23 protein-coding genes are annotated in these 25,375 nt (G+C 40.6%); 15 read left to right on the top strand and 8 right to left on the bottom strand.

The features are described from left to right. Positions 1-240, top strand: a 240-nt coding sequence (locus tag H5232_RS06710; protein ID WP_182830681.1) for a hypothetical protein, incomplete at its 5' end; no start/stop codon positions are given. Further along, a complete protein-coding gene (locus H5232_RS06705; protein ID WP_182717089.1) occupies positions 227-643 on the top strand; it encodes a type IV pilin protein in 417 nt (138 codons plus the stop codon). The genes H5232_RS06710 and H5232_RS06705, both read left to right, overlap by 14 nt. Positions 644-665: 22 nt before the next feature. Here H5232_RS06705 and H5232_RS06700 read toward each other — a convergent pair whose 3' ends face one another. After that, entirely contained in the window at positions 666-1,199 is a 534-nt protein-coding gene (locus H5232_RS06700) for a GspH/FimT family pseudopilin (RefSeq protein ID WP_182830680.1), read from the bottom strand. A gap of 73 nt (positions 1,200-1,272) precedes the next feature. Beyond that, the gene (locus H5232_RS06695; RefSeq protein ID WP_182830679.1) at positions 1,273-1,818 is read right to left on the bottom strand and encodes a GspH/FimT family pseudopilin; all 546 of its coding nucleotides are present in this window, start codon (positions 1,816-1,818) and stop codon (positions 1,273-1,275) included. Positions 1,819-2,010: 192 nt separating this feature from the next. On the opposite strand from H5232_RS06695, the gene glnB reads away from it, so the two are divergent. Beyond that, positions 2,011-2,349, top strand: coding sequence for a nitrogen regulatory protein P-II (gene glnB / locus H5232_RS06690; protein ID WP_145237227.1), 339 nt, complete (start codon positions 2,011-2,013; stop codon positions 2,347-2,349). Positions 2,350-2,431: 82 nt separating this feature from the next. Here the strand turns inward: glnB and H5232_RS06685 are convergent, their stop codons facing one another. Then, complete coding sequence (locus H5232_RS06685; protein WP_149980797.1) at positions 2,432-3,193, bottom strand: outer membrane protein assembly factor BamD; 762 nt, start codon at positions 3,191-3,193, stop codon at positions 2,432-2,434. A 141-nt stretch (positions 3,194-3,334) separates the two neighbouring features. Here H5232_RS06685 and rluD point away from each other — a divergent pair, with 141 nt between their 5' ends. The 3 genes from rluD to clpB all read left to right on the top strand — a co-directional run bounded on the left by rluD (position 3,335) and on the right by clpB (position 7,721). Then, positions 3,335-4,312 carry a 23S rRNA pseudouridine(1911/1915/1917) synthase RluD gene (gene rluD / locus H5232_RS06680; RefSeq protein WP_145237221.1) on the top strand — a complete coding sequence of 326 codons (978 nt, stop codon included), beginning with the start codon at positions 3,335-3,337 and terminating at the stop codon, positions 4,310-4,312. Positions 4,313-4,321: 9 nt separating this feature from the next. Beyond that, a complete protein-coding gene (gene pgeF / locus H5232_RS06675) occupies positions 4,322-5,047 on the top strand; it encodes a peptidoglycan editing factor PgeF (protein WP_145237218.1) in 726 nt (241 codons plus the stop codon). A gap of 97 nt (positions 5,048-5,144) precedes the next feature. Then, the gene (clpB, locus tag H5232_RS06670; protein ID WP_149980795.1) at positions 5,145-7,721 is read left to right on the top strand and encodes an ATP-dependent chaperone ClpB; all 2,577 of its coding nucleotides are present in this window, start codon (positions 5,145-5,147) and stop codon (positions 7,719-7,721) included. Between the two features lie 111 nt (positions 7,722-7,832). On the opposite strand, the gene H5232_RS06665 is transcribed toward clpB, so the two are convergent. Further along, on the bottom strand, positions 7,833-9,380 hold the full coding sequence (locus H5232_RS06665; protein WP_182830678.1) for a PAS domain-containing methyl-accepting chemotaxis protein: 1,548 nt from the start codon (positions 9,378-9,380) through the stop codon (positions 7,833-7,835). Positions 9,381-9,865: 485 nt separating this feature from the next. Between H5232_RS06665 and gshA the strand changes: the two genes are divergently transcribed. Further along, positions 9,866-11,443, top strand: a complete 1,578-nt coding sequence (gshA, locus tag H5232_RS06660; RefSeq protein WP_182717093.1) for a glutamate--cysteine ligase — start codon at positions 9,866-9,868, stop codon at positions 11,441-11,443. A 141-nt stretch (positions 11,444-11,584) separates the two neighbouring features. Then, positions 11,585-12,193, top strand: coding sequence for a hypothetical protein (locus H5232_RS06655; protein ID WP_182830677.1), 609 nt, complete (start codon positions 11,585-11,587; stop codon positions 12,191-12,193). Between the two features lie 55 nt (positions 12,194-12,248). Here the strand turns inward: H5232_RS06655 and H5232_RS06650 are convergent, their stop codons facing one another. The 3 genes from H5232_RS06650 to H5232_RS06640 all read right to left on the bottom strand — a co-directional run bounded on the left by H5232_RS06650 (position 12,249) and on the right by H5232_RS06640 (position 15,358). Continuing rightward, positions 12,249-13,085, bottom strand: a complete 837-nt coding sequence (locus tag H5232_RS06650; RefSeq protein WP_145237203.1) for a mechanosensitive ion channel family protein — start codon at positions 13,083-13,085, stop codon at positions 12,249-12,251. Positions 13,086-13,221: 136 nt separating this feature from the next. Further along, entirely contained in the window at positions 13,222-14,490 is a 1,269-nt protein-coding gene (locus tag H5232_RS06645; RefSeq protein ID WP_145237200.1) for an HlyC/CorC family transporter, read from the bottom strand. A gap of 61 nt (positions 14,491-14,551) precedes the next feature. Further along, positions 14,552-15,358, bottom strand: a complete 807-nt coding sequence (locus H5232_RS06640; protein ID WP_145237197.1) for an inner membrane protein YpjD — start codon at positions 15,356-15,358, stop codon at positions 14,552-14,554. Positions 15,359-15,631: 273 nt separating this feature from the next. Here H5232_RS06640 and ffh point away from each other — a divergent pair, with 273 nt between their 5' ends. The 6 genes from ffh (at position 15,632) to tyrA (ending at position 20,773) form a co-directional block, all read left to right on the top strand. Continuing rightward, positions 15,632-17,011: a signal recognition particle protein gene (gene ffh / locus H5232_RS06635; RefSeq protein WP_145237194.1), complete on the top strand. Its 1,380-nt coding sequence runs from the start codon at positions 15,632-15,634 to the stop codon at positions 17,009-17,011. Positions 17,012-17,272: 261 nt separating this feature from the next. Then, the gene (gene rpsP / locus H5232_RS06630; protein WP_145237191.1) at positions 17,273-17,521 is read left to right on the top strand and encodes a 30S ribosomal protein S16; all 249 of its coding nucleotides are present in this window, start codon (positions 17,273-17,275) and stop codon (positions 17,519-17,521) included. Positions 17,522-17,538: 17 nt separating this feature from the next. Further along, positions 17,539-18,075, top strand: coding sequence for a ribosome maturation factor RimM (rimM, locus tag H5232_RS06625; protein WP_149980792.1), 537 nt, complete (start codon positions 17,539-17,541; stop codon positions 18,073-18,075). Further along, a complete protein-coding gene (trmD, locus tag H5232_RS06620; RefSeq protein ID WP_145237185.1) occupies positions 18,075-18,842 on the top strand; it encodes a tRNA (guanosine(37)-N1)-methyltransferase TrmD in 768 nt (255 codons plus the stop codon). The genes rimM and trmD overlap by 1 nt, the downstream gene beginning before the upstream one ends. 33 nt (positions 18,843-18,875) lie before the next feature. Then, positions 18,876-19,235, top strand: coding sequence for a 50S ribosomal protein L19 (gene rplS / locus H5232_RS06615; protein ID WP_002962189.1), 360 nt, complete (start codon positions 18,876-18,878; stop codon positions 19,233-19,235). Between the two features lie 404 nt (positions 19,236-19,639). Next, positions 19,640-20,773, top strand: coding sequence for a bifunctional chorismate mutase/prephenate dehydrogenase (gene tyrA / locus H5232_RS06610; protein WP_145237181.1), 1,134 nt, complete (start codon positions 19,640-19,642; stop codon positions 20,771-20,773). A 71-nt stretch (positions 20,774-20,844) separates the two neighbouring features. Here the strand turns inward: tyrA and H5232_RS06605 are convergent, their stop codons facing one another. Continuing rightward, complete coding sequence (locus tag H5232_RS06605; protein WP_149980790.1) at positions 20,845-22,002, bottom strand: chorismate mutase; 1,158 nt, start codon at positions 22,000-22,002, stop codon at positions 20,845-20,847. A gap of 360 nt (positions 22,003-22,362) precedes the next feature. Between H5232_RS06605 and H5232_RS06600 the strand changes: the two genes are divergently transcribed. Beyond that, a complete protein-coding gene (locus tag H5232_RS06600) occupies positions 22,363-25,353 on the top strand; it encodes an EAL domain-containing protein (protein WP_182717095.1) in 2,991 nt (996 codons plus the stop codon). The last annotated feature ends 22 nt before the right edge of the window (positions 25,354-25,375 follow it).

Below are 25,375 nucleotides of genomic sequence, written 5' to 3'. Positions count from 1 at the left end.
ACAGGGACGAAGAAACAAACTATCAGTCAGTTTTTAATGATAGGGCCAGGGATAAAAGCCACAGATAGTAATGATCTTAGTGCACAGAACCCATTCATCCCAAAAGAGATTCTTGGGCCTGGTATTTCATTTGATAAAGATGGCAATATCAAGTTAGTTAATGATGCTGTGCCAATTGGTTTTGGTTTTAAAACACAACAAACCTTTATTTATAAGCGAGAAGTAAATGACAACAATTAAACAACTAGGATTTACGTTAATTGAGCTGATGATCACCGTCGCAATATTAGGAATTATTGCGTCAATTGCGTTACCAAGCTACTTTGAGCATGTTAAACGTACTGCGCGTACAGAAGCGATAACATCGCTTCTTGATGCCGCGAATAGACAAGAACAGTTTTTTGTAGATAATCGTCAATACACGACTAATTTAGATAACATCGGCGTTGTAACACCAACAGAGCACGGTTTTTACACAATTAAGGCTGACGTTGATAATGATGCAGGAACGTTTAGTTTCACTGCAACACCAGTTGCGGGGCCGCCACTGCAGGATGAAGATTGTAAGACGTTTACAATCGATGATGCAGGGTTAAAAACTGCAACGCCGAAAGCGAATTCTGCAATGTGCTGGGGGAAATAATCCTAAGTTAAATATAAAATAGCTACTCCTGGCACTTAGAAGTACTTTTAACTTTTGTTCTTCCGGTGTAACTAATTGATATTGCAAGCCCTGCAAAGCTTGCTTCTTTATAGGCAGGGAAGTAAGTAAAGGTACCGTTATGAAGCCCCATTGGGGTACCATCATAACGAAAAGTGATAAAAGGTCGTGGGTAGGTCAACATGTCTTGTGGGTGCGTAGGCTCGATATAAAATAAAGTTTGATCGTTACCATCAAATACACCTAACTCATTTGTATCAGTAAATACGGTTAGTTGCTTGTGCCAATTATCGTTATAACATTGATTGTTTTTCAGCGCACAAAGCGTCACATTGGCACTATAAGATATTGCATTTAAACGGGACAAGTTAATAGCTCGGTTTACTTTAGCGATGTGATTATCTAAGCGGTTGTTTATTAGTAAAGGCTGATAATTAAATAAAATAAAATGACACATCACAGACATAATGCTCAATGCCACCATAGTTTCAACTAACGTTGTTCCCTTTAAGATAACTGCGCTTTGTATGCTGTTCATCCATGAAGCACTCAGTAATAGCTAATTACTTAAGATTAGTTGACCCTAAATTAGATGCAAGGTTGATTGGCATTTAATCGCAAGTGTTTTTAGTATCTCCATAGTATAAAGCTGTGCCAGAGACACTTACTTCCATTGCTTTATTGTTTTTATTGTCTTTATTAGGGCAGTAGGTAAAAATGCCGGGGCTTGTGGTGACACGGCCGCTGGCATCAAATATTAATGAATTATCACCGGTAAACGTAAATTGACTATTATCGGATATTTCAGACATCACCCTGAGTATTTTGTCCCCTATACGCGGGTTATGAATGCCATTACCATTATTATCATAAAAGACGATGATCGAGCCTTCACTCCAATCATTTAAACATGTCACTCTTTGGTCATTTTCAATTCTAGAAGTTTCGCCACTACATACCACGATGAGTGAATCTGTGCTGGTTGCTTTTGCACGGGCAAAGTTGATGTTTCGCTTTAACTCAAGTAAATAGTTTTCAGCGCGGTTATTCTCTAGCATATCACTGCTATCCCATAAAGCTATCGTAGCCACAATACCGACTATTGCAATGGTGACCATTAGCTCTAATAGCGTAAAACCACGTTGTATTTTTTTCATATCTACCTCTAAATACTCAGGGACTCACTCAAACGTGATGCTAACGACTTATATTTTAAGTATAGTTGCTAGGTTTTTAATAATCATACCATTGTTGTTGATTAAATCACCGTAATTCAATTGCTTTGTTTGCTATGAACTGCAGGATTGTCTAAAATCGACTCAAACAGAATTTAAAAGTAGCAACAATTAATGAAAAAAATAGAAGCAATAATTAAACCATTTAAACTTGATGATGTTCGTGAAGCGTTGTCTGATGTCGGTATTACTGGCATGACCGTCAGTGAAGTGAAAGGTTTTGGCCGTCAAAAAGGGCATACTGAGTTATATCGTGGAGCTGAATACATGGTTGATTTTTTACCAAAAGTAAAACTTGATATTGTCCTTGGTGATGACGATGTTGACCGTGCTATTGAAGTGATCGTTAAAACAGCACAAACAGGTAAAATTGGCGATGGTAAGATTTTCGTCACTGACGTTGAGCGTGTGGTACGTATTCGTACTGCTGAAGAAGATGAAGACGCGATTTAATTTATTATCTGAGATTAAAAGTCAGACATAAAAAAGGCGCTACTTATAAACAATCAGTAGCGCCTTTTTTGTATATGTTAATTTATTTCTTTTTATTTAACTCACGGGTCATTTTAGCGTGTTTACTTAATTCTGGTAAACCAAGCTTGTTGTAGCTTTTTTCCATCATTTCCAGTGCATTATCTAAGTAACTACTTTGAGAATAATGCTCTACGACATATTTACCGCGATTTGCTGCTGCTAAGTAAGCTTCACGTTCATAGTAGTAATCAGCAACTTTCAACTCGTAACGTGCCATTTTGTTGAGTAACCAAACTAAACGTCTTTTTGCTTCAGGGGCATAGCCACTGTCAGGAAAGCGGTTAACTAAAGTTGATAAATCAGTAAAAGCAACACGGGTACGATTAGCATCACGGTCGGCTCTATCAACACCAAAATACTCTTGGAATGCGTTTTTATCGGCTTTAATATTTACTAAACCACGCATGTAGTACATATAGTCTAAATCTTTGTGGTTTGGATTTAGGCGAATAAAACGGTCAATTGTTGCAAGCGCTTGTTCAGTATTACCCGCTTGGTAATGGGCGTAGACTAAATCCATTTGTACTTGTTTTGACATAGGCCCAAACGGATAGCGTGAATCAATCGCACTCAAAAGCTCAATTGCACGCGCGTACAAGCCTGAATCAAGTGTTTGTTTGGCATCATCATACAACGCTTGCGCTGATTTATTAGGAACGCGTTGGATATCTTCTGCATCAGGTGCTGACGAACAGGCACCTAAACCAAGTAATGAAACTGTAAAAACAATGGCGAATGCACGTTTCCCTATTCTATTTATCATTTTATTTGTTACCTTCGATGTCTTCGGCTAGGCCAAGTGGGTAAAACCGAGTAAACTATGCTTATTATATAATGCTTTTATTAAAAGCGATTCTAACCCAGTCGAGCACAGCTTGCACTGGTAAATTGGGTAAAGTTACTAATGTCAGAGCAAATTTCTCTTCAAGCCGAGGTGCCAACTGAGTTAGGCGGTAAACGTCTAGACCAAGTATTGGCGCAATTGTTCCCTGATTATTCACGTTCACGTATAAAAACGTGGATTTTGGATGATAAAATCACCGTGGATGGTGAAATTTTAAACACCCCGAGAGAAAAACTCTTTGGTGGTGAAACGGTCAATGTTGAAACTAGCATTGAAGCCCCACGTGAATATCTAGCGCAAGATATCAAATTAAACATCGTTTATGAAGATGATGATATTTTGGTTATCAACAAACCTATGGGTTTAGTTGTGCACCCTGGTGCCGGTAATCCTGATGGCACAGTGCTCAATGCATTGTTGCATCATTATCCAGATATCATTAATGTTCCGCGCGCAGGTATTGTGCATCGTCTAGATAAAGATACTACCGGTTTGATGGTGGTAGCTAAAACAATTCAGGCGCAAACACATTTAGTTAAAGCATTACAAAAGCGTGAAAATTTCACGCGTGAATATGAAGCAATTTGTAATGGCACAATGACAGCGGGTGGCATGGTTGAAAAACCAATTGGCCGCCATCCTACGCAGCGTACACACATGGCTGTGCATGAGCAGGGCAAACCAGCAATTACGCATTTTCGAGTTGCTGAAAAATTCCGTGCGCATACGCGATTACGTCTTCGTTTAGAAACTGGCCGAACTCACCAAATTCGTGTGCATATGGCATTTATTAATCATCCATTGATTGGTGATAAAGCCTATGGCGGTCGTCCACGTCCACCAAAAGGCGCAACACCTGAATTGTTCCAAATGTTACGTGAATTTAATCGTCAAGCATTGCACGCGGTAAAGCTAAGTATCGCACACCCAATTACGGGTGAAATGATGACTTGGCAGGCGCCAATTCCTGATGACATGGTTGCCATGACGCACGTACTTCGTGAAGACACCAAAGCTAATCCAAATATCGATTTTTAAGCTGCTTTAATGCTTTATCCTAATTGGACAGCGCCAACCAATGTAGGTGCTCTCAGTACAACTCGTCAGGGCGGTGTATCGCATGCGCCTTTTATGAGTTTAAACTTAGGCCTACATGTGGGCGATGATCAGCAAGCGGTATTAACGAATCGCGCACTTTTAGCTGCTCAGCTTCCTAAAGCACCGGTGTGGCTTAATCAGATCCATAGCAGTGAAGTCGTTGTTGTGGATGAGTATTTTGACCCACAGGCTAATTATGATGCGGATGCGCTGTATACCCGATTAAAAAATCAACCACTGGCAATTATGACAGCAGATTGCTTGCCGGTTTTACTTACCAGTGAAAGTGGTGATGAGGTGGCTGCTATTCATGGTGGCTGGCGCGGTTTGCATGCGGGTATTATCGCTAATACTTTGCGTCACTTTAGCAGCCCTGCAGAACAAATTATAGCGTGGTTAGGTCCTGCCATAGGTGCTGCAAAGTTTGAGGTTGGCAGTGAAGTAAAAGCGCTTTTCTGTGAACAATCAGCATCTCATCACACTGCATTTGTGGCGCAGGCGGATGGTAAATATTTAGCGGATATTTATCTGCTCGCAACCACACAGCTTATTAATCTAGGCATAAGAAATATTAGTGGTGGTGAGTACTGTACAGTTAGCAATAGCGAACAATTCTTCTCATACCGTCGAGATGGTCAAACAGGCCGTATGGCTTCTTTGATCTGGCGCAAGTAATAGTCTATTCAGTGAGTATATTTTCTCCTAAGCCTTGATCAAAGTGCCGAGCATACCCATTAATTAAGTAATTAGTTTTTTTAATAGGTAACCCCTTATGCGTTTAGATCGATTTACCAGTAAATTTCAATCTGCGCTCTCTGACGCTCAGTCATTAGCGCTTGGTCGTGATCATCAATTTATTGAACCAGTACATTTAATGTATTCACTCTTGCAGCAAAGTGGCTCAAGTGTGCGTGCGTTATTAGCCCAAGCCAGTGTGAGTGCCGATGAACTTAATACCAAGTTATCACAAGAGATAGAAAAGCTATTTAAAGTGGAAGGTGTTGGCGGCGACGTGCAGTTGTCAAATAACATGGTTTCACTGATCAACTTATGCGATAAGTACGCGCAAAAGCGTAAAGATAAATACATCTCCAGTGAGTTATTTGTATTAGCAGCGTGTGATGATAAAGGGCCATTGGGTGATATCTTCCGCGCTTTAAATATGACCAGCACTAAAATAGAAGCAGCAATACAAGCTATTCGCGGTGGTCAAAAAGTTGATGATCCGAATGCTGAAGATACCCGTCAAGCGCTGAAAAAGTTTACTATCGATTTAACTGAGCGTGCAGAGCAAGGTAAACTTGATCCTGTTATTGGCCGCGATGATGAAATTCGCCGCACCATTCAAGTATTACAACGGCGTACTAAAAATAACCCCGTGTTGATTGGCGAACCCGGTGTGGGTAAAACCGCTATAGCTGAAGGGCTCGCGCAGCGTATTATTAATGGCGAAGTCCCTGAAGGCTTGAAAAACAAACGTGTGTTATCGCTTGATTTAGGAGCCTTGGTGGCCGGTGCAAAATACCGTGGTGAGTTTGAAGAACGTTTAAAGTCAGTGCTTAATGAATTGGCTAAAGAAGAAGGCCAAGTGATTTTGTTTATTGACGAAATTCATACTATGGTGGGCGCCGGTAAATCTGATGGTGCAATGGATGCGGGTAATATGCTCAAACCTGCATTGGCTCGAGGTGAACTGCATTGTGTCGGTGCTACAACCCTTGATGAGTATCGTAAATATATTGAAAAAGATGCCGCTTTAGAACGTCGTTTTCAAAAGGTGCTTGTTGAAGAACCATCAGTAGAAGATACCATAGCGATTCTTCGAGGCTTGAAAGAGCGTTACGAGTTACATCACTGTGTTGAAATTACCGATCCAGCCATTGTTGCCGCAGCGCATTTATCGCACCGCTACATTAGCGATCGCCAGCTACCGGATAAAGCCATTGATTTAATTGATGAAGCGGGTTCGTCTATTCGCCTACAAATCGATTCAAAACCAGAATCATTAGATAAATTAGAGCGCCGTATCATCCAGCTAAAACTCGAAGATAATGCACTTGCTAAAGAGAAAGATGACGCCAGTCAAAAGCGTCGTTCTGAGATGCAGGAGCTAATCACCGATCTTGAAGCCCAGTACCGTGAACTTGATGAAGTATGGACAGCTGAGAAAGCCTCTTTGCAAGGTACTCAAGTAATTAAGGCTGAACTTGAACAAGCGCGATTAGACTTAGATGTTGCCCGCCGTGCCACTGATCTACAACGTATGTCAGAGCTGCAATACGGCCGCATTCCAGAATTGGAACGTAAACTCGACTTAGCTTCACAAGCTGAAATGCAAGAAATGAGCTTACTTAAAAACCAAGTGGGTGAAGATGAAATTGCTGAGATACTTTCACGTTGGACTGGTATTCCTGTATCGCGCATGCTTCAAGGTGAGCGTGAAAAACTGCTGCAAATGGAAGAACATTTACACCATAAAGTGATCGGTCAAGACGAAGCGGTAGTGGCAGTGGCGAATGCGATTCGTCGTTCACGGGCAGGGCTTGCAGATCCAAATAGGCCAATCGGTTCGTTTTTATTTTTAGGCCCAACCGGGGTCGGTAAAACTGAGCTGACTAAAGCGTTAGCTGGATATATGTTTGATACTGAAAGCGCGATGGTGCGAATTGATATGTCTGAGTTTATGGAAAAGCACTCAGTTGCTCGCTTAGTTGGCGCGCCTCCGGGCTATGTTGGTTATGAAGAAGGTGGCTACTTAACAGAAGCTGTTCGTCGTCGTCCATATTCTGTAATTTTGCTTGATGAAATCGAAAAGGCACATCCTGATGTATTTAATATTCTGCTGCAAGTGTTAGATGATGGTCGTTTAACGGATGGCCAAGGTCGTACTGTTGATTTTAAAAATACGGTGATCATCATGACCTCAAATTTAGGCTCAGATATTATTCAAGAGCAAACCGGTAACAACGATTATGCAGCGTTAAAAGAAAAAGTGATGGGGGTTTTGGTTAATGAGTTTAGACCTGAATTTATTAACCGTATTGATGAAACCGTAGTATTCCACCCACTTGCTAATGAACATATCAAAGAGATTGCAGATATTCAGTTAAGCAAGTTACGTGAGCGCCTAACAGGAATGGGTTACTTGTTACAAATAAGTGATGCAGCTCTTGATCGAATTGCAGCCAGTGGTTTTGACCCGGTTTATGGTGCACGACCACTCAAACGGGCTATTCAACATACCATTGAAAACCCATTATCGCAGAAGTTACTCGCAGGTGAATATCAAAGTGGTGACATGATAGTAATTGATGCTGACGAAAATGGTTTAGTGTTCTCATCACGCTAACTGATTAACTGAGTTTTAAGGCCAGTGAATATGCTGGCCTTAAACTCGCTGCGAATAAAAAGTTATAAAGTAAATATTAAAGATAAACCCCTATCATTTAGCCGCGCTTAATTAAACCTTAAAAGTCAGTAAAATATCGTTAACTTTACGTGAGCCTTCGACAAGCTGTGCAGCACCTTTAGCGACATTAAAGCTCAACGTTAAGTTCTCGTCACTGTAACCTTTTATTTGTGTAATGTTGTCGCTAATATCGAGGCTGACAGTTTGTTGTTGCTCGGCGGCAGCAGATATTTGTGTCGCTAGTTGCGATATTTCACTTATTTGCGCGAAGATGCTATCCAGTTCAACTTGGGTATGTCCGGTGGTATTTACACATTCATCGGCTTGCGCCTTGGTGTTTTTCATGACCGTGGACCAGCTAAACAGGGTATCTTGAATTTCTTTAATAGAGCTATGAATTTGTGCAGTAGCACGTTGAGTACGAGAAGATAATGCACGCACTTCATCGGCAACTACCGCAAAGCCTCGGCCATGTTCACCAGCACGCGCGGCTTCAATTGCAGCATTTAATGCCAGCAAATTGGTTTGCTCTGCAATGCCTTCGATTTCAGTCATTACTTGACCTATTTTATCCGCCTCGGTTGCAAGGGAATTAGCAGTACTTGCCGCTTGTTCAACTTGTAAAGCAAGGTCAGACACCATGGCACTATTGTCTGCAATGTGCAGTTTTATATCAGTGCAGCTTTGGTAAGTAATATTTACTTTTTCAGCGGTATGATGAGTGTTGCTCGATATTTCACCTATGGTTGCGCTCATTTGTGACATTGCGGTGGCCATTTGGCCAAGGCGTTGTCCTTGTGCGGCAATGCCTTTTTCAGTTAATGCTGATTGTTGGTCTAGATTAGCCGCAATACCGGTAAACGTGACAGTCGTATCTTTTACTCGTCCTAATACGGTACGTAATTTAGCATTAAGCATTTGCTGGTTATATTCACTAATACTAAATGGATGATGGCCGACATAGACATAGCGGGATACAGAATCATTTACTGCCTTTAGCTGTTTCAGTGCTGTTGGTGTGAAAACTAATTCATCATAATTTAATAGCATAATTAGTAAACTAAATAACGCGGTTATCAATGCAACAGCAATAGATACAAAAGCTGCCAATAGTACTAAACCAAGTAAGCCAATCAGTAGGGCTGCACTTTGGCGAACACCGACCCATTCACGCCAAGAGGACAACGATTTACCGGCATTTATTTTAGTGTATAGGCTTTGTGCGCGTCGTTTTAGTTGTTCGCTCGGTTTTGTTCGTACTGATTGATAGCCAACGAGTTGACCATGTTCAAAAATAGGAGTAACAAATGCATCAACCCAATAATAGCGGCCATCCTTGCAGCGATTCTTTACCATGCCGCGCCATGAATGACCTTGTTTGAGTTTTCCCCACATTTCTTTAAATGCTGCTTTAGGCATATCTGGGTGGCGAACAATATTATGATTTTTGCCAATCAGTTCTTCAAGGGTGAAGCCGGCAATGTTGCAAAATTCTTTATTTGCATAGGTTATCACTCCACGTATATCTGTAGTGGAGACGAGCTGCTGGTGATCTGAAAAGGTGACTTCTTCGTTTATTAACTGCTGACCCCGACGCATAGGTAGTCCTTAAACATGCTTTATTATTAGTGATGATTATAAAGTTCATACAAATGTAATGATAGCAGGTTCAGTGATCACAGGAGTAAAATAGCTATTAAATAGCTTTTTAATGATCTAAAACAAAGAAACTTGCAAAAAGTGCGCGGGTAATAGCTTAATATATAAATAGATATCATTGCTCTAGTGCGAGCAATGAGTAAATGTCAGCAATGAGTTGCACATAACAAGCAAACATTTAATTAGTCAGTATCTTGCATTACTGTGGTGTCATTAAAGCAATTGTATATTAGCTCTTACAATGGCAAGATTAGTAAATATTTGGCTATTATAGCTTGGCTGCCCGCAGCAAGTTTGCTTTACAAACATACGGTGACCTTCTTGGAAAATAGTGGAAATTAGAGTTATGCCACTATTAAACCTTGAGTATTATCAATTTGCCCCCATTGACTTATGATTAGGCCACGTGGCTCGAGGAAGCATTTTTGACTACACATGATTTAACTAAAGCGTTAGCAGCGCTAGCCCCAGAACAGCATAAATACGCAATTAAAGGCATTCAACGCGGTATTGAAAGAGAAGCGTTGCGGATCAAGCCAAACGGTGTAATTTCACAGCAAGGTCATCCAAAAGGGGTTGGTTGTGCGTTAACTAACGGGCATATCACCACTGATTTTTCTGAGTCTTTACTAGAGTTTATAACACCCGTTAGTGAATCTGCTGAAGAAACGTTAAATCAGCTGCAAGACTTACAAAAGTTTACCCTATCACAGATGGGCGATGAATTATTATGGCCTATCAGTATGCCGTGTTTTATAGAACATCAAGATGACATTGTATTAGCTCAATTTGGTGATTCTAATATTGGACGCATGAAAACCTTGTACCGCGAAGGTCTTAAAAATCGTTATGGCAGCATGATGCAAGCGATTGCCGGTGTGCACTTTAATATATCGTTTCCAGAGTCATTTTGGCAGAGTTTAAAAACGATTAAAGGCGATACTGGCTCATTACAAGAGTTTATTTCGGCAGGTTATTTAGGACTGATCCGTAACTTCAAACGAGAACTATGGTTGATCAGTTATTTATTTGGTGCATCGCCAGCGCTGTGTAATTCATTTTTACAAGGGCGTAGTACGGATCTTCCTTTTAAAAAGCTAGGTAAAGGTACGCTTTATCTTGAAGTGGGTACAGCTTTGCGCTTAGGTAATTTGGGTTATACCAACAGTGCTCAGTCATCACTAAAAGTACTGTATAACTCACTAGATGAATATGTAGCAGGATTAAAAAGTGCGATTCATTCACCGTCAGATATTTATGGTCAGCTTGCTGATTATAAAGATGCCCAGCCTAAACAATTGAATAAAAATGTATTGCAGATTGAAAACGAATTTTATTCGCCAATTCGTCCTAAGCGCAATGCTAAAAGTGGTGAAACACCGACTGACGCACTGTTACGTGGCGGTATTGAGTATATTGAAATCAGGGCTCTAGATGTAAATCCATTTGCAGCAACGGGAATTGATATTGAGCAAATTCATTTCCTAGATGTTTTTCTAACTTATTGCTTATTGAAAGATTCTCCAACAATGGATTGGGATTCGCAACAGCGTAGCACCGAAAATTTAGATACGGTTGTAAGCCAAGGTCGCGCTTTAGAAGTGATGCTAAATCGCTCTGGTAGTTTATGCAGTCTAGCAACGTGGGGAGCAGAGATCTTCGTACAGTTACAACAAGTTGCAGCCTATATGGATAATGCTTACGGCGTTAGCTATTACAGCGAAACGATTACTCGATTAAGCCAATGGATAGCAGATCCTGAATTAACATACTCAGGGCGCTACGTTAGTCAACTGAAAGGGTCTGGTATTGATAATGGTTATTTTGCCTTATCGTTGGCAAAAAGTTACCAGCAACAACATCAAGATACGCCATATAAAGTGTATTCAGACAGCTATTTAAAACAACAAGCAGAACAGTCAGTTATTGCTGAACGCGAGTTGAAAGCCGCTGATAATCAAACATTTAATGCATTTTTAGATGATTATTTTGCCACTAAGTAAGTTTGCAGCTAAATAAGCAGGCAAAAAAAACGCAGCCCAAGTTGGCTGCGTAAAGATTCTTCAGGGATAAACAATGCTAAACTGCGCATTCATAAAATAAGACTTATACTTTTATAAAAAGTTCAGCGAGCAACAAAAAAAATGAAAAATAGTTTAATTATTTTATCGCTGGGGGCTCTGTTAACTGGTTGCGCAACAGCCCCTCCAAAGCAACCTAATGATATATGTAAAATTTTTGAAGAAAAAAGCGATTGGTACTATGACGCAAAAGATGCCCAAGAAAAATGGGGCTCACCTAAACATGTACTAATGAGCATGATGTATCAAGAAAGCTCCTTTAAACACGATGCTGCACCGCCAATGGAATACTTTTTGTGGGTTATTCCAACAGGGCGAGCAAGTTCACCTTACGGCTATTCACAAGCAAAAACACCCACCTGGTCTGATGATATTCGTGAAACGGGTAATAGTGGCGCAGATCGCGATGATTTTGATGACGCTATCGACTTTATGGGCTGGTTTGTTTATAAGACTCATAAAGTTAATGGCATCTCGAAATGGGATGCCTACGCGCAATACCTAAATTACCACGAAGGCTGGGGCGGTTATAAACGCGGCACCTATAAAAATAAAAAGTGGTTAATGGCAGTGGCTAATAAAGTAAAAAATCGTGCAAGTCGCTATGCGGCTCAGCTTAAACGTTGTGAAGACGATTTAGATAAAGGGTGGTTAGAAAGATTATTTAGCTGATCTGACAAGATTCAAGATTTTAAAAAGCCCGCTGTGCGGGCTTTTTAATATTAGTTTATTTCCCTGGGAATTGATGAATATGTACATCGCGCTGTGGGAATGGAATGGTAATATTTTCTTTATCGAAGGCAATTTTAACGCGTTCGTATAAACCAAAATACACTGGCCAGTAATTTTCAGAATCAACCCATGCCCAGACCAACATGCCGATATGGCTATCGCCATGCTGACTTACATGCACAACCGGTTGTTTTGCCTCATCTTTGAGTACTAACTCGTAGCTATTTAACACGCCCATTAGTACTTCTCGCGCTTTAAGCACATCATCACTGTAGCTAATACCAAACTCAATATCGACGCGGCGAGTTGGTTCTGCAAACTTGTTTTTTACACAGCCATTAGAAAGTGCACCATTTGGGATGATAATTTTTTCATTATCATAAGTGAGTAGTACGGTAACAAATATTTGAATTTCAACCACTTTGCCCATATAGCCTTGGGCTTCAATGACATCACCAATTTTAAATGGTTTAAAAAATAAGATCAGCACACCACCAGCGAAATTCGCTAGGCTGCCTTGTAATGCCATACCGACCGCTAAGCCTGCAGCACCGAGCATAGCAATGAACGAGGTTGTTTCTATACCAATCATTGATGCGACTGAGATCAGTAATAGCAACTTTAAAATAACCGATAAGAAGGAGACCAAAAAATGACTTAATCCGGCTTCAAATTTTACCTTTGCCATTGATTTTTCAGCCATACTGGCAATACGGCCAACAAACCACCAACCAACAATTAAAACAAAGATTGCCAATAAAAATCGAGGGCCATAGGTCATTAGCATTTCAATCGCTTTGGTGTACAGGGTCTCGATAGAGATATCTTCCATTGCATTTTCCACATCTATAAAGTTACAAATATAATAGCCTAATAATTAACACTTTATAGAGAATAATGAACAAAAAATTTGTTGCGGGGATGAGCTGAGGGAGTAGAGTAACCATAGGTTACTCTACAGATATTGCTTATATTTTGCGCTTGTTCGCTTGAATGCGCACCAGTTTGATCATGTTCTCTTTTACTTCAACAACTTCAATCGGATAGCCTGCAATACGCAAACTCAAGTTGGCATCAGGAATGTCTTCTAAGTATTCGACAATTAAGCCACTTAATGTTTTCGGGCCATCAAGAGGGAACTCCCAATCCATTTCTTTGTTTAGATCGCGTACGTTAGCACCGCCATCAACTAAAAATGAGCCATCATCTTGTGACACAACTTCTTCACTTGGAGTACGTGTTTGCGTAGTGGTAAAGTCACCGACCACTTCTTCAAGAATATCTTCGAGGGTAACTAATCCTTGAATATCACCATATTCATCAACTACTAAACCGATACGCTCTTTTGATTGCTGAAATTTAAATAGCTGAGTATTGAGCGACGTACCTTCAGGAATAAAATAAATCTCACGAACTGCGCGAAGCAATGATGGTTTATCAAATTGCTCTTTTGTTAATAACCGCAGTGCATCCCGTGAGTGAATAAAGCCTACCGCATCATCAATTTGGTCGCGATATAAAAGTACTCGCGTGTGTTGTGCATGGGTAAGCTGTTTACTAATTAGTTTCCAGTCATCATTGATATCAATGGCAACAATTTCGTTGCGCGGGATCATAATATCTTCGACAGTGACTTGCTCTAAATCTAAAATGGAGGTCAACATACTTTGGTGACGCGCGGGGATCAGCGCACCCGATTCATTCAGCACCGTTTTTAATTCTTCTTTACTCATGCTGTGCTCATCTATTTGTGCAGCACTAATACCAAATAGGCGTAATATGCCATTGGTCATCCAGTTAACGACGACGACAAATGGAAAGAGAATTTTTAGTAACCCTTTGAGTATCACCGAACTAGGAAAGGCAACTTTTTCAGGGTAAAGCGCAGCTAGCGTTTTAGGCGTAACTTCTGCAAATATAAGCACTACTAAAGTTAGTGCGCCAGTGGCAATAGCGATACCTAAATCACCATATAAACGAATACCGATAATGGTTGCAACCTGCGCGGCAGCAATATTCACCAAGTTATTACCGATAAGGATAAGGCCAATAAGTCTATCAGGACGGCTCAAAAGTTTGTTGACACGCTTTGCTGCGCGGTGATTTTCTTTAGCAAGGTGGCGTAAGCGGATTCTGTTAATTGACATAATGCCCGTTTCAGAACCAGAAAAATATGCAGAACAAAGTATGAGTATTCCAAGTATTATAAACAAAACACTTGTAGAGATGTCGTCCAAAGAAGGATCCTTTTTTATTTAACCAATGCGTATTAAGCGGGAGTGAGCTGCCTGAGTCAAGTTAAAACTTATTCAGGATCACCTCTTGCACAAAACGACTGCCAAAATAAGCCAGCGTTAAAACAAAAGCAGCAGCCATGATAGCTAGTACGACCGGTTTCCCACGCCAGCCTTGCTTTAAGTGACCAATTGTCACCGTTGCAAACATAGCCCAAGCAATTAATGATAAAACAGTTTTATGAATAAATTCACTAGCAAACATGCCATCAAGAAAAATAAAACCAGATAATAACGCTAAGGTTAACAAAACCGTGCCTAGCGTTAATAAGTGATAGAGTTGGCGTTCAACCACCATTAATGGCGGTAAATGGCTATGCACAATCGCTAAGTCTTTTCGTTTTAAGCGTTTATCAATAAAGTAAAACTGTACGCCATATAAAGTGGCAATAATTAACACACAGTATGCAAGCAGGGAAAGCGAAATATGAGTGACTAAACCTATTTCAACATCAATACTTTGCAATAAAATATGATGCGGGATAAATAAGCTGGCAATTGTTAGCAAAGCAGCAAAGCCATAGACAACAGGCAGTAATAATGTGGCAGGGAATTTTAACGACACCGTAGTGACAGAGACCACAATCACCCAGCAGGTTAACAGTGATACATTAACAATACTTAAATCTTGGCCATCGGCGCGAAACACTGAATTCACCAGTAATAACATGTGGGCTAAAATTGCCACCGTGCTGAGGATAACCGTCAGCTTTTGGCTCGGACCTTGTTGGTGAAATAACCGAGACAGCACGTGAGACGTCGCGAAGATATAAAATAAACTGGCAATAATAGTTAAACTAATAATCAGCATAGTGCTTGGGCCACTCAATTTGAGTCAAATATTCCTTGTTAGAGTAATGGCATTGTATTTTATAGTGAGGCAAATGCATAGAGTTTGTAAAAAGAAACTCAAACAGCTCACTTGAACACTGTATTGTGCGCCACCATTTACGGTATACTGTTTTTAATTAAAATTTTAATAATACTGATTATATGAAATCAGCGCTATTAATAGTAAGTGCTAAACTTGCGGCAATAACGTTGGTTGGGAAATTGGTATATCACGTTTGATCGGAACCTTTACATGTTTGAGAACCTCCAAGAACGATTAGGTAAAACCTTAAAGAATATCAGCGGCCGTGGACGCCTTACTGAAGACAATATAAAAGATACACTACGCGAAGTGCGTATGGCTTTTTTAGAAGCCGACGTCGCTTTACCCGTTGTTCGTGAGTTTGTTAAACAAGTTAAAGAGCGCGCGGTAGGTATTGAAGTAACTAAGAGCCTAAGTCCTGGGCAAGTGTTCATTAAAATCGTTCGCGAAGAGCTTGAAAAAGCCATGGGTGAAGCAAACGAAGAGTTGAGCCTAAACGCACAACCGCCAGCCGTTGTAATGATGGCGGGTCTGCAAGGTGCGGGTAAAACGACCAGTGTTGCTAAGCTTGCCAAATTCTTAAAAGAACGTAAAAAGAAATCAGTATTAGTAGTCAGTGCCGACGTTTATCGTCCTGCGGCTATTAAACAGTTGGAAACACTGGCCGATGAAGTAGGTGTTGAGTTTTTCCCAAGTGACATTTCACAACAGCCGGTTGATATTGCGAAGGCAGCTATTTCTCATGCGAAAAAGAAATTTATCGATGTTGTATTAGTTGATACCGCAGGTCGTTTGCATGTTGATAATGACATGATGGACGAGATTAAAAATCTTCATCATGCTATTAACCCAATCGAAACCTTGTTTGTGGTTGATGCCATGACGGGTCAAGATGCTGCCAATACTGCCAAAGCGTTTGATGAAGCATTACCTCTGACCGGTGTGATACTAACCAAGACCGATGGTGATGCGCGCGGTGGTGCTGCACTATCAATCCGCCATATTACCGGCAAGCCTATTAAGTTTATGGGTGTTGGTGAGCGCACTGATGCGCTTGAGCCTTTCCATCCAGATCGTATCGCATCGCGTATACTTGGTATGGGGGATGTACTTTCATTGATCGAAGAAGTCGAAATGAAAGTCGATAAAGAGCAAGCTGCAAAAGTTGCTGAAAAAGTTTTTAAAGGTGATGGCTTTACTCTTGATGATTTTGCTGATCAATTAAAGCAAATGAAAAGCATGGGCGGCATGATGTCAATGCTTGATAAATTACCTGGTATGCAAAACCTGCCTGATGCAGTGAAAGGTCAGATGGGTGATAAAACCTTTATTCAGATGGAAGCGATCATCAGCTCAATGACGAAAAAAGAGCGTGCGCGTCCAGAGATCATTAAAGGCTCTCGTAAAAAGCGTATTGCAGCAGGCTCTGGTACGCAAGTACAAGAGATCAATAAGCTGCTAAAACAGTTTACGCAGATGCAAAAAATGATGAAAAAAATGAAAGGTAAAGGCGGCATGATGAAAATGATGCGCGGCATGAAAGGCATGTTACCACCAGGAATGATGGGTGGCGGTGGCCCTAAATTTTAATGTTTTAACTGACGCCATGCTGATGTAGCGAGTCAGTTAACTAAAAAGAGAGGCAAATAGCCTCTTTTTTTGTAGATAAATTATGCGTTGAAAGTTCTATATAGCCTGATTTAACGCGTAGATCATAGTTTAATCAACTTAACAGTCATTTCGAGTCACTTCTTACTTGCATTGTTGCTAAAAACTCGTACAATTCCCCAGCTCCCCATACTGGGGAGTAAATCTTATTAATGAAAACAGTCAATCTATTTAGAGGACGGTATGGTAACTATTCGTTTGCAACGTGGTGGCGCTAAAAAACGCCCTTTCTATCAAATTGTGGTTGCGGATAGCCGTTTCTCGCGTGACGGTCGCTTCATCGAGAAAGTAGGCTTTTTTAACCCAATTGCTAGTGGTCAAGAAGAAAAAGTACGTTTAGATTTATCTCGTGTAGAACACTGGGTAGGTCAGGGCGCATCTCTTTCAGATCGCGTAAATAAGTTAGTTAAAGACGCTCGTAAAGCGGCTTAATAGGCGTAAGTGTAACCATGAGTCAAGAGAACACCTCATCAATCATTGTCGTAGGAAAGCTCGGTGCCCCATATGGTATAAAGGGCTGGCTTAAGGTACATTCATTTACTGATGATCCCATAGGGATCTTCGATTTCAGCCCGTGGTTGATAGGGCAGCAAGGTAAATGGCAGACCTTAGAAGTGGTCGACTGGCGTCGCCACAACAAAGGCTTTATCGCTAAATTTGCGCAAGTAAACGATCGAGACGAAGCAATGGCTTATACCCATGCAGAAATCTCAATGGATGCAGCGCAATTACCAGAGCTCCCGCAAGGTGAGTTCTATTGGCGAGATCTCATTGGCATGTCTGTTGTAACCGATAAAGGTTATGACTTAGGCATAGTTGATGACCTGATGGAGACAGGCTCAAATGACGTATTGGTTGTGAAAGCAAACAATAAAGATGCATTTGGCCAAGCAGAGCGTTTAATTCCGTTTTTAACTGATTCAGTTATTAAAGAGATTAAGCACGATGCAAAAGAAATTACAGTAGACTGGGATCCTGGCTTTTAATGAGTCAAACGAGTTCGTTGTGGGTAGGGGTTATCAGCCTTTTCCCGGACATGTTTGATGCCATTACAACTCAAGGTGTAACTGGTCGAGCAGTAAAAAATGGTCTGATCGACTTTAACTGCTGGAACCCACGAGATTATGCTATTGATAAGCATAGAACCGTGGATGATCGTCCTTACGGGGGCGGTCCAGGTATGTTAATGATGGTTGAACCACTGAAACAAGCCATTCTTGACGCCAAACAGGCGGCAGGAGATGGTGCAAAAGTAATTTATATGTCCCCGCAAGGGCGCAAATTAGATCAGCAAGGGGCAAGCGAACTCGCCAGCTCTAAAAAACTGATTTTAATTGCCGGTCGCTATGAAGGTATAGACGAGAGAATAATAGAATCATACGTTGACGAAGAATGGTCGATTGGTGATTTTATTTTGAGTGGTGGTGAACTACCAGCCATGACATTAATTGACGCAGTAGCGCGATTAGTGCCGGGTGTATTAGGACACAACCAGTCAGCAGAGCAAGACTCATTTTCGGATGGCTTGCTAGATTGTCCTCACTATACACGGCCAGAAACATTGGACGACAAACAGGTTCCTGCTGTATTACTCAGCGGAAACCACCAAGAGATAGCAAAATGGCGGCTGATGCAGTCATTAGGCAGAACTTGGTTACGCCGTCCTGACTTGTTGCATAACCTAGCTCTGACTGAGGAGCAAGCGGTATTACTCGCGAAATTTCAGCAAGAGTACCAAAAAGCTTGTGGCTAGAAGACAGTTACACCTAGGAAAGTGAGAAACATAATGGCAAAAGTAAACCAAAATATTATTAAAGCGCTTGAAGATGAGCAGCTTAAAACAGACGTACCTGCATTTGGCCCTGGTGATACAGTGGTTGTACAGGTAAAAGTAAAAGAAGGTGCTAAAGAGCGTCTACAGGCCTTTGAAGGTGTTGTAATCGCTAAGCGTAACCGTGGTCTTCACTCAGCATTCACAGTTCGTAAAATTTCGAACGGTGAAGGTGTTGAGCGTGTATTCCAAACGCACAGCCCTCTTATCGATAGCGTAGCAGTTAAGCGTCGCGGTGCAGTTCGCCGTGCGAAACTTTACTATCTACGTGAGCGTTCTGGTAAATCTGCACGTATTAGAGAAAAACTTAACTAATACGCGCTGTTTATCAACGCAAAAAAACGGGTTGCAACCTTCGGGCTGCAACCCGTTTTGGTTTTTAGAGATAGTAAGTTAGGTAGAGTAAAGTTATCGAATTAGAAGGCTAGTGAGGTTAAAGGATAAAGTTAAAAGATTAAGATCGCTCAACGTTAAAGTGATCACCATAACTTGATTAGAGCGCAGAGAAGTTCAGTAAAAAAATACCCATCCAAGAATTACTCATAAATCAAATACAACTCGGCCAACTTATAACTTATGGCTTAACGCTTAAACCCTCATTCTTTTGCTTATTTAGCCTTTTAACAACTAAGCGATCCTGTTAGTATTTATCGTATTGATTAGTTTACTTTTATGTAAATTTAAATGTACGAAATTGCAGTTTCTAAGGTGGTAGTCGCGTGGCGGATATAAAAGAGTTAGATAAGTTAAGAGAGGGGATCGATGAATGTGATGCCCAGTTGGTTGCACTGCTGGCTAGACGTAATAGTATTACCGAGCAGATCGGCGCAATCAAACAACAAACGGGTGCGCCACTGCATGCGCCTGATCGTGAAGCTACTTTATTAGCTGCTCGTCGCCAAGAAGCGATTAACCAAGGTGTTAATCCTGAATTGGTGGAAGATATCCTACGCCGTATGATGCGCGAAGCTTACCAAAATCAACAGGCTAAATTAGCATGTAGCGCGCCACAGTTATCACCTATTGTGATTGTTGGTGGTCAAGGCGCTATGGGGCAATTGTTTGCTCAGCAATTTATCCGCTCAGGGTATGAAGTTAGAATACTCGACAAAGAACAGCAAAGTAACGCGCAAGAAATATTAGCGGGTGCAAAACTGGTGATGATCAGTGTGCCAATTAATGCCTTAGAAACAGTGGTCACTGCCTTACCTAAGCTCGATGATGATTGTTTATTAGTTGATATTACTTCAGTTAAGCAAGCACCGTTAAAAGTATTAAAAGCAGTGCATAGCGGTCCTGTAGTCGGTTTACATCCAATGTTTGGTCCTGATATTTCTCATTGGGTAAAGCAAACAGTGGTGGTTTGCGAAGGCCGTAACCATGAGATTGCCCAAGGTTTATTATCGCAACTGCAAGTGTGGGGCTGTCAACTTGTTGAACTCGATGCGCAAAAGCACGATGAAGCTATGCAAATTATTCAGGTTATGCGCCATTTAACCACTTTTGTATACGGCCAGTTTTTAGCAAAACAAGGTCATACCCTCGAAGAGCTCCGCAGTTGTTCATCACCGATTTACCAATTAGAGTTGATGATGGTAGGGCGCTTATTCGCACAATCACCAGAGCTTTATTCAGACATTATGCTAGCGCAATTTGATAACGTAGAGCCTTTACTTGCACAATATCAAGATACGTTTGCAAGTACCTTGGCAAAATTAAAAGCCGGTGATAAGGCCGCTTTAATTGATTCATTTGCGGATGCTAAAGCGTATTTTTCAGATGCTACTGCGCATTTTTTAACGCAAAGTCGCAGCCTGTTAAACAAAGCTAATGATGCGAAAGTACTTGATTGATAACCGCTGTGTGAAAAACAGATAATAAAAAAGGGCTAATTTTAGCCCCTTTTTTATATTTTACTTAGCGCTTAACTTTCTATACTAACAGCTTGCAGCGATTCACTTTGGTAACAGCCCAGTACGCGTACATATTGGGTGTGTTCTTTAAGTTCTTCAAGTGCTTGCTTAACATGGTTATCAACCAGGTTTGCTTCTAAATCCACATAGAATACTTCTTCCCATGGGTTACCCGGCACAGGGCGTGATTCTAGTTTTACTAAGTTGATATTATGTTCTTTGAAAATCATCAACGCATCAGCCAAAGAACCTGCTTGTTGTTTAGTTGCCATAATTAAACTGGTTTTAGTCGGGATCTGTTTTGATACATAAAGAGGCTTACGGGCAACTACAATAAAACGGCTATGATTTTCACGTTGATTCGCAAGGCCTGATTTAATCACTTCTAAACCCACATTCTTACCCGCTTGAGCTGAACCAATTGCTGCGCTATTAGGGGTATCTAATGCTAATTGTAGAGCGCTTGAGGTTGAATCGCATGTTTCATGTTGAATATCTCCTAAGCCTTGTAAAAAGCGACTACATTGAGCGAATGGTTGCGGGTGAGCAAAAATCTTACTGATCTGACTAAGCTCAGTACCCGGTGTGACCAATAAACAATGTTCAACACTGTGGGTTACTTCACCAACGATGGAGACTTGTGCGTGTTGCAGTAAATCAAACACTTCGTTAATACTGCCAGAGCTGGTGTTTTCAATGGGTAATAAGCCAAAATCTGCTTGACCATTTTCAACTTTACCAGTGATCTGTTCAAAGCTAGAGCAGCCCATTTCAACAAGTTTACCTGGGCGACGGCTAAAATATTTATGACAAGCAAGTTGGCTGTAAGAACCTTGACCACCTAAATAAGCAACACGGTGTGTTTCACTCATAGCATCTGGGTTTAAGTTCTTCTGTAACATGGCTTGTTGATTAAGTACTGAATCTTCTAAAATTGTTTGGAAAACGTTATTCACATAATAAGCGTCCAAACCAAGAGACTTACCATAACCGATGAGTTTTTCTAACAAGGCAAGTTCACGGGCCTCATCACGTATCGGTTTATTATTAGCAATCTTATATTCTACAACGCCGTGGCTAATACGGCGACGTTTTGCTAATAGCACTAATAGGTCAGAATCAATTTCATTGATATCGTGTCTAAGTGAATTAAGTACATCATTAGTCATTTTTGGGTTCCTCATTCCAAAAAATTACCTTTTGGGTAATAAAAACAAAAAAGCCTCCCAATTGGGAGGCTTTGCTATTCGGTTGATTTAATCTCGCAAACAGGTAAGCCTCTTCTATCTAAAGAAGCTAAAAAACGAAAAATGTAATTGCGAAAATATTATATTCATACTCTTAATGTATGGAGAGTGGGCTATAAAGTCAACACTCTAGCGGGTTTTATCGCCGCCAAAGGATAGTTTATTTTTGATATGGGATTTTTTCAGTAATTTCAACGAAAAATTTATAAATCTAAATAGGGATCTGGTATATTTATTTAGGTGAATTTAAATAAAAATAATTATTAAAAATAAGGTTGTCCTGTGGTGTATAGACGCCCACCATCACGCTTTGGTGTAAATTCGTTGAGTATGAAGCTTTCGCTGTTAATTTCGGCAATTTGTTTAATTGCTGGGATCTGTGCAGCGGTGTTAATGCTAAAATCAGAAGAAAAACAATTGGTATTTGAAGAACATGAAGTTCTCAAGCATTCCAGCGAACGTCTGATCCGTCAGTTTAATACTCTGGTGAAAACCAAAATTAATATTGCGGAGCAAGCGAATAATGTCGTCTCTAGCCAATTATTTTATAATTCCTCGCAATTGCTCAGTAGCCAAAGTGCGCAGCTCAGCTTTGACCCCGATGGCAGTATTCGCAGTGCCTCTGATGATGGTTTATCTGCGGCTTTTATGCCACAAGATAAGTACTCACCTTTTTATAAAAAACTCATTAATGATTCTGAATCGCTATGGAAAATTGTAGCGCCTACCTTGATCCAAGATTTCTTTAACTTTTATTTAATCACCAAAGATAATTTTATCCGTATTGCGCCACCTAATTGGGCTCTGAATGTTGCAGGCTCTCATCAGTTTATTGATAATCAAAGTTTTAATTACGCAAAAGAAGCGCTTAACCCAACCCGCTCGGCTGTGTGGTCTAAAGTTTACTACGATAAAATTTGGCATAAATGGGTGGTGAGTTTACTGGTGCCAGTTTATCTTGAAAATGAATTTTTAGGTGTTACTGGCAGCGATTTAGCACTCGATACGCTTATTTCGCAATTACCGATCGGTGACAAGGAGCAGCACTTATTTGTTTTTGATAGCCAAGGGCAATTACTTGCTCATCCTGATCTGAATAAAAATCTTTACGAAACCTACGGTAAAGCAGGCAAACCACTACGCACTCATGATTTTGTTAATGGCGATCTACAAGAGCTGATCAATCAAACTATCAAAATGCATTTACCAGAATACGCAGACTCTTTTGTACAAGATGGTGAAACGCACATCATTAATATTCGTAAAGTTGATAATTTAGACTGGTATATAGGAATTTACAAAAAACGTTCATCAGCACTTTCAGCACTTGAAGAGCTAAAAGTGAAGTTTTTTGGGTTGTTTATTTTATATGCCATTTTAGTCGCACTGTTATTACATCAAGCACTTTACCAACTGGTGTTACGTCGTATTCATTCATTAGTACATGCGGTAACCAGCTTTGGCAAAGGGCACTTACAAATTGAATTTCCAAAAGAAAATAAAGACGAAATTGGTACTTTAAATGGCTCTTTTCGCGATATGGCTATTGAAATTCGTAAGCTTATTGATGGTCTGAATCAGCGTATTACAGAAAAAGAGATTGCCGAAAAAGCCGCAAATCGATTATCTAAAGCGGTTGCTTTTTCTGGCACTGCAGTGGTCATCACCGATCAAAACTTCGTGATTGAATACGTCAATCCAAAAATGTTAGAAATGACCGGATTTGAAGAAAATCACTTTATGCAGTCACCGCTATTAAGTATTATCGCCAAAGAAATGGCTATTTTGGTTGATGACATTGATATTGATTTACGCAGCCGAAATTATTGGCGTGGCGATACTTTGATCCAAGGTCTAGATAAAAAGCCAATCTGGGTGTCGCTCAGTATCTCACCAATTCGCGAAGACGGTGGCAGCATCACCAGTTATGTTGCCTCAGCACAGGATATTTCGTTTGTTAAAGAAAGCCAGCGGAAAATGGAGCAATTGGCTTATTTCGACACCTTAACAGGGCTGGCTAACCGTACCTTCTTTAGAATGCAATTACGTAAGTCAATGGCGCTTGCAGAGCGTGGCCATTATGCGTTTGCTTTATTCTATTTTGATTTAGATGAGTTTAAGCGTATTAACGATACACTTGGTCATGATGCAGGCGATCAGCTACTAGTTGAGGTTGCTAACCGTTTGAAAAAACGACTGCGAGCGGAAGATACAATTGCCCGTTTAGGTGGCGATGAGTTTGCAGTTTTACTCAGTGGAATTGAGCGTCAAGAGCATGCAATGGATGTTGCTAACACGATTCAAAAAACATTGAATGTGCCAATAATGCTTGGCAATAACGAGGTCATTATTAGTGCTAGTATTGGCATTACTATGGCACCATATGATAGCAAAGAAGAAGACCAGTTATTAAAACACGCTGATTTAGCTATGTATGAGGCTAAAGCAAAAGGGCGTAATACTTATCACTTTTATAGCCAAGAATTAGATGCTGCAGCAAATGAGCGACTGTTTATTGAAAACGAACTGCGTTTAGCAATCAAAGCACGGCAATTTGTGATTTTCTATCAACCACAAGTTGATAGTCGCACTCAGCATGTGGTCGGTTATGAAGCCTTGATCCGCTGGTTCCACCCAACTGAAGGGATGATCCCACCTACCAAGTTTATCCCAATAGCTGAAGCAACAGGTTTAATAGTTGAGTTAGGTGCTTGGGTGCTACAAGAAGCGTGTGAGTTTGCAGCAAGATTAGCAGCGCAAGGGCGAGAAAATAATATTTCGATTAATCTCTCTGCTCGTCAGTTTAAAGATGCTAAGTTAGTGCCATTATTGGCATCGATTATTAAGAAAACCAAGGTGTCGGCTAAGCGGTTACACCTGGAATTAACCGAAAGTATGCTAATGGGTAATGTGGAAGCGGCAATTACGCAATTACATCAGCTAAAAGCGCTTGGCGTGTCAATATCGATAGACGACTTTGGCACGGGTTATTCGTCATTGAGCTACTTAAAACGTTTCCCAGTTGATATTTTAAAAGTTGACCGCTCGTTTGTTAAAGATATACCGGATGATCCAAATGACATGGAGATCACTGCGGCAATTATAGCGATGGCACAAAAGTTAAAATTGAATGTGGTAGCCGAAGGCGTTGAGACCATAGAACAAGTGGAGTTTTTACAAAACAATAACTGCTTTATAGTGCAAGGCTATTATTATAGCCCGCCTATAGCAGAGCAAGATTTGCCAAAGCTATTTGCAAAGCTTGATGATTGAGTTAAACACATGTTTAATCTAA

The organism is Pseudoalteromonas sp. SG41-5 (assembly GCF_014164495.1).
GTDB classification, from domain to species: domain Bacteria; phylum Pseudomonadota; class Gammaproteobacteria; order Enterobacterales; family Alteromonadaceae; genus Pseudoalteromonas; species Pseudoalteromonas rhizosphaerae.
The sequence above is the reverse complement of the archived record's forward strand: the minus strand, read 5'-3'. Positions and strand labels throughout refer to the sequence as shown.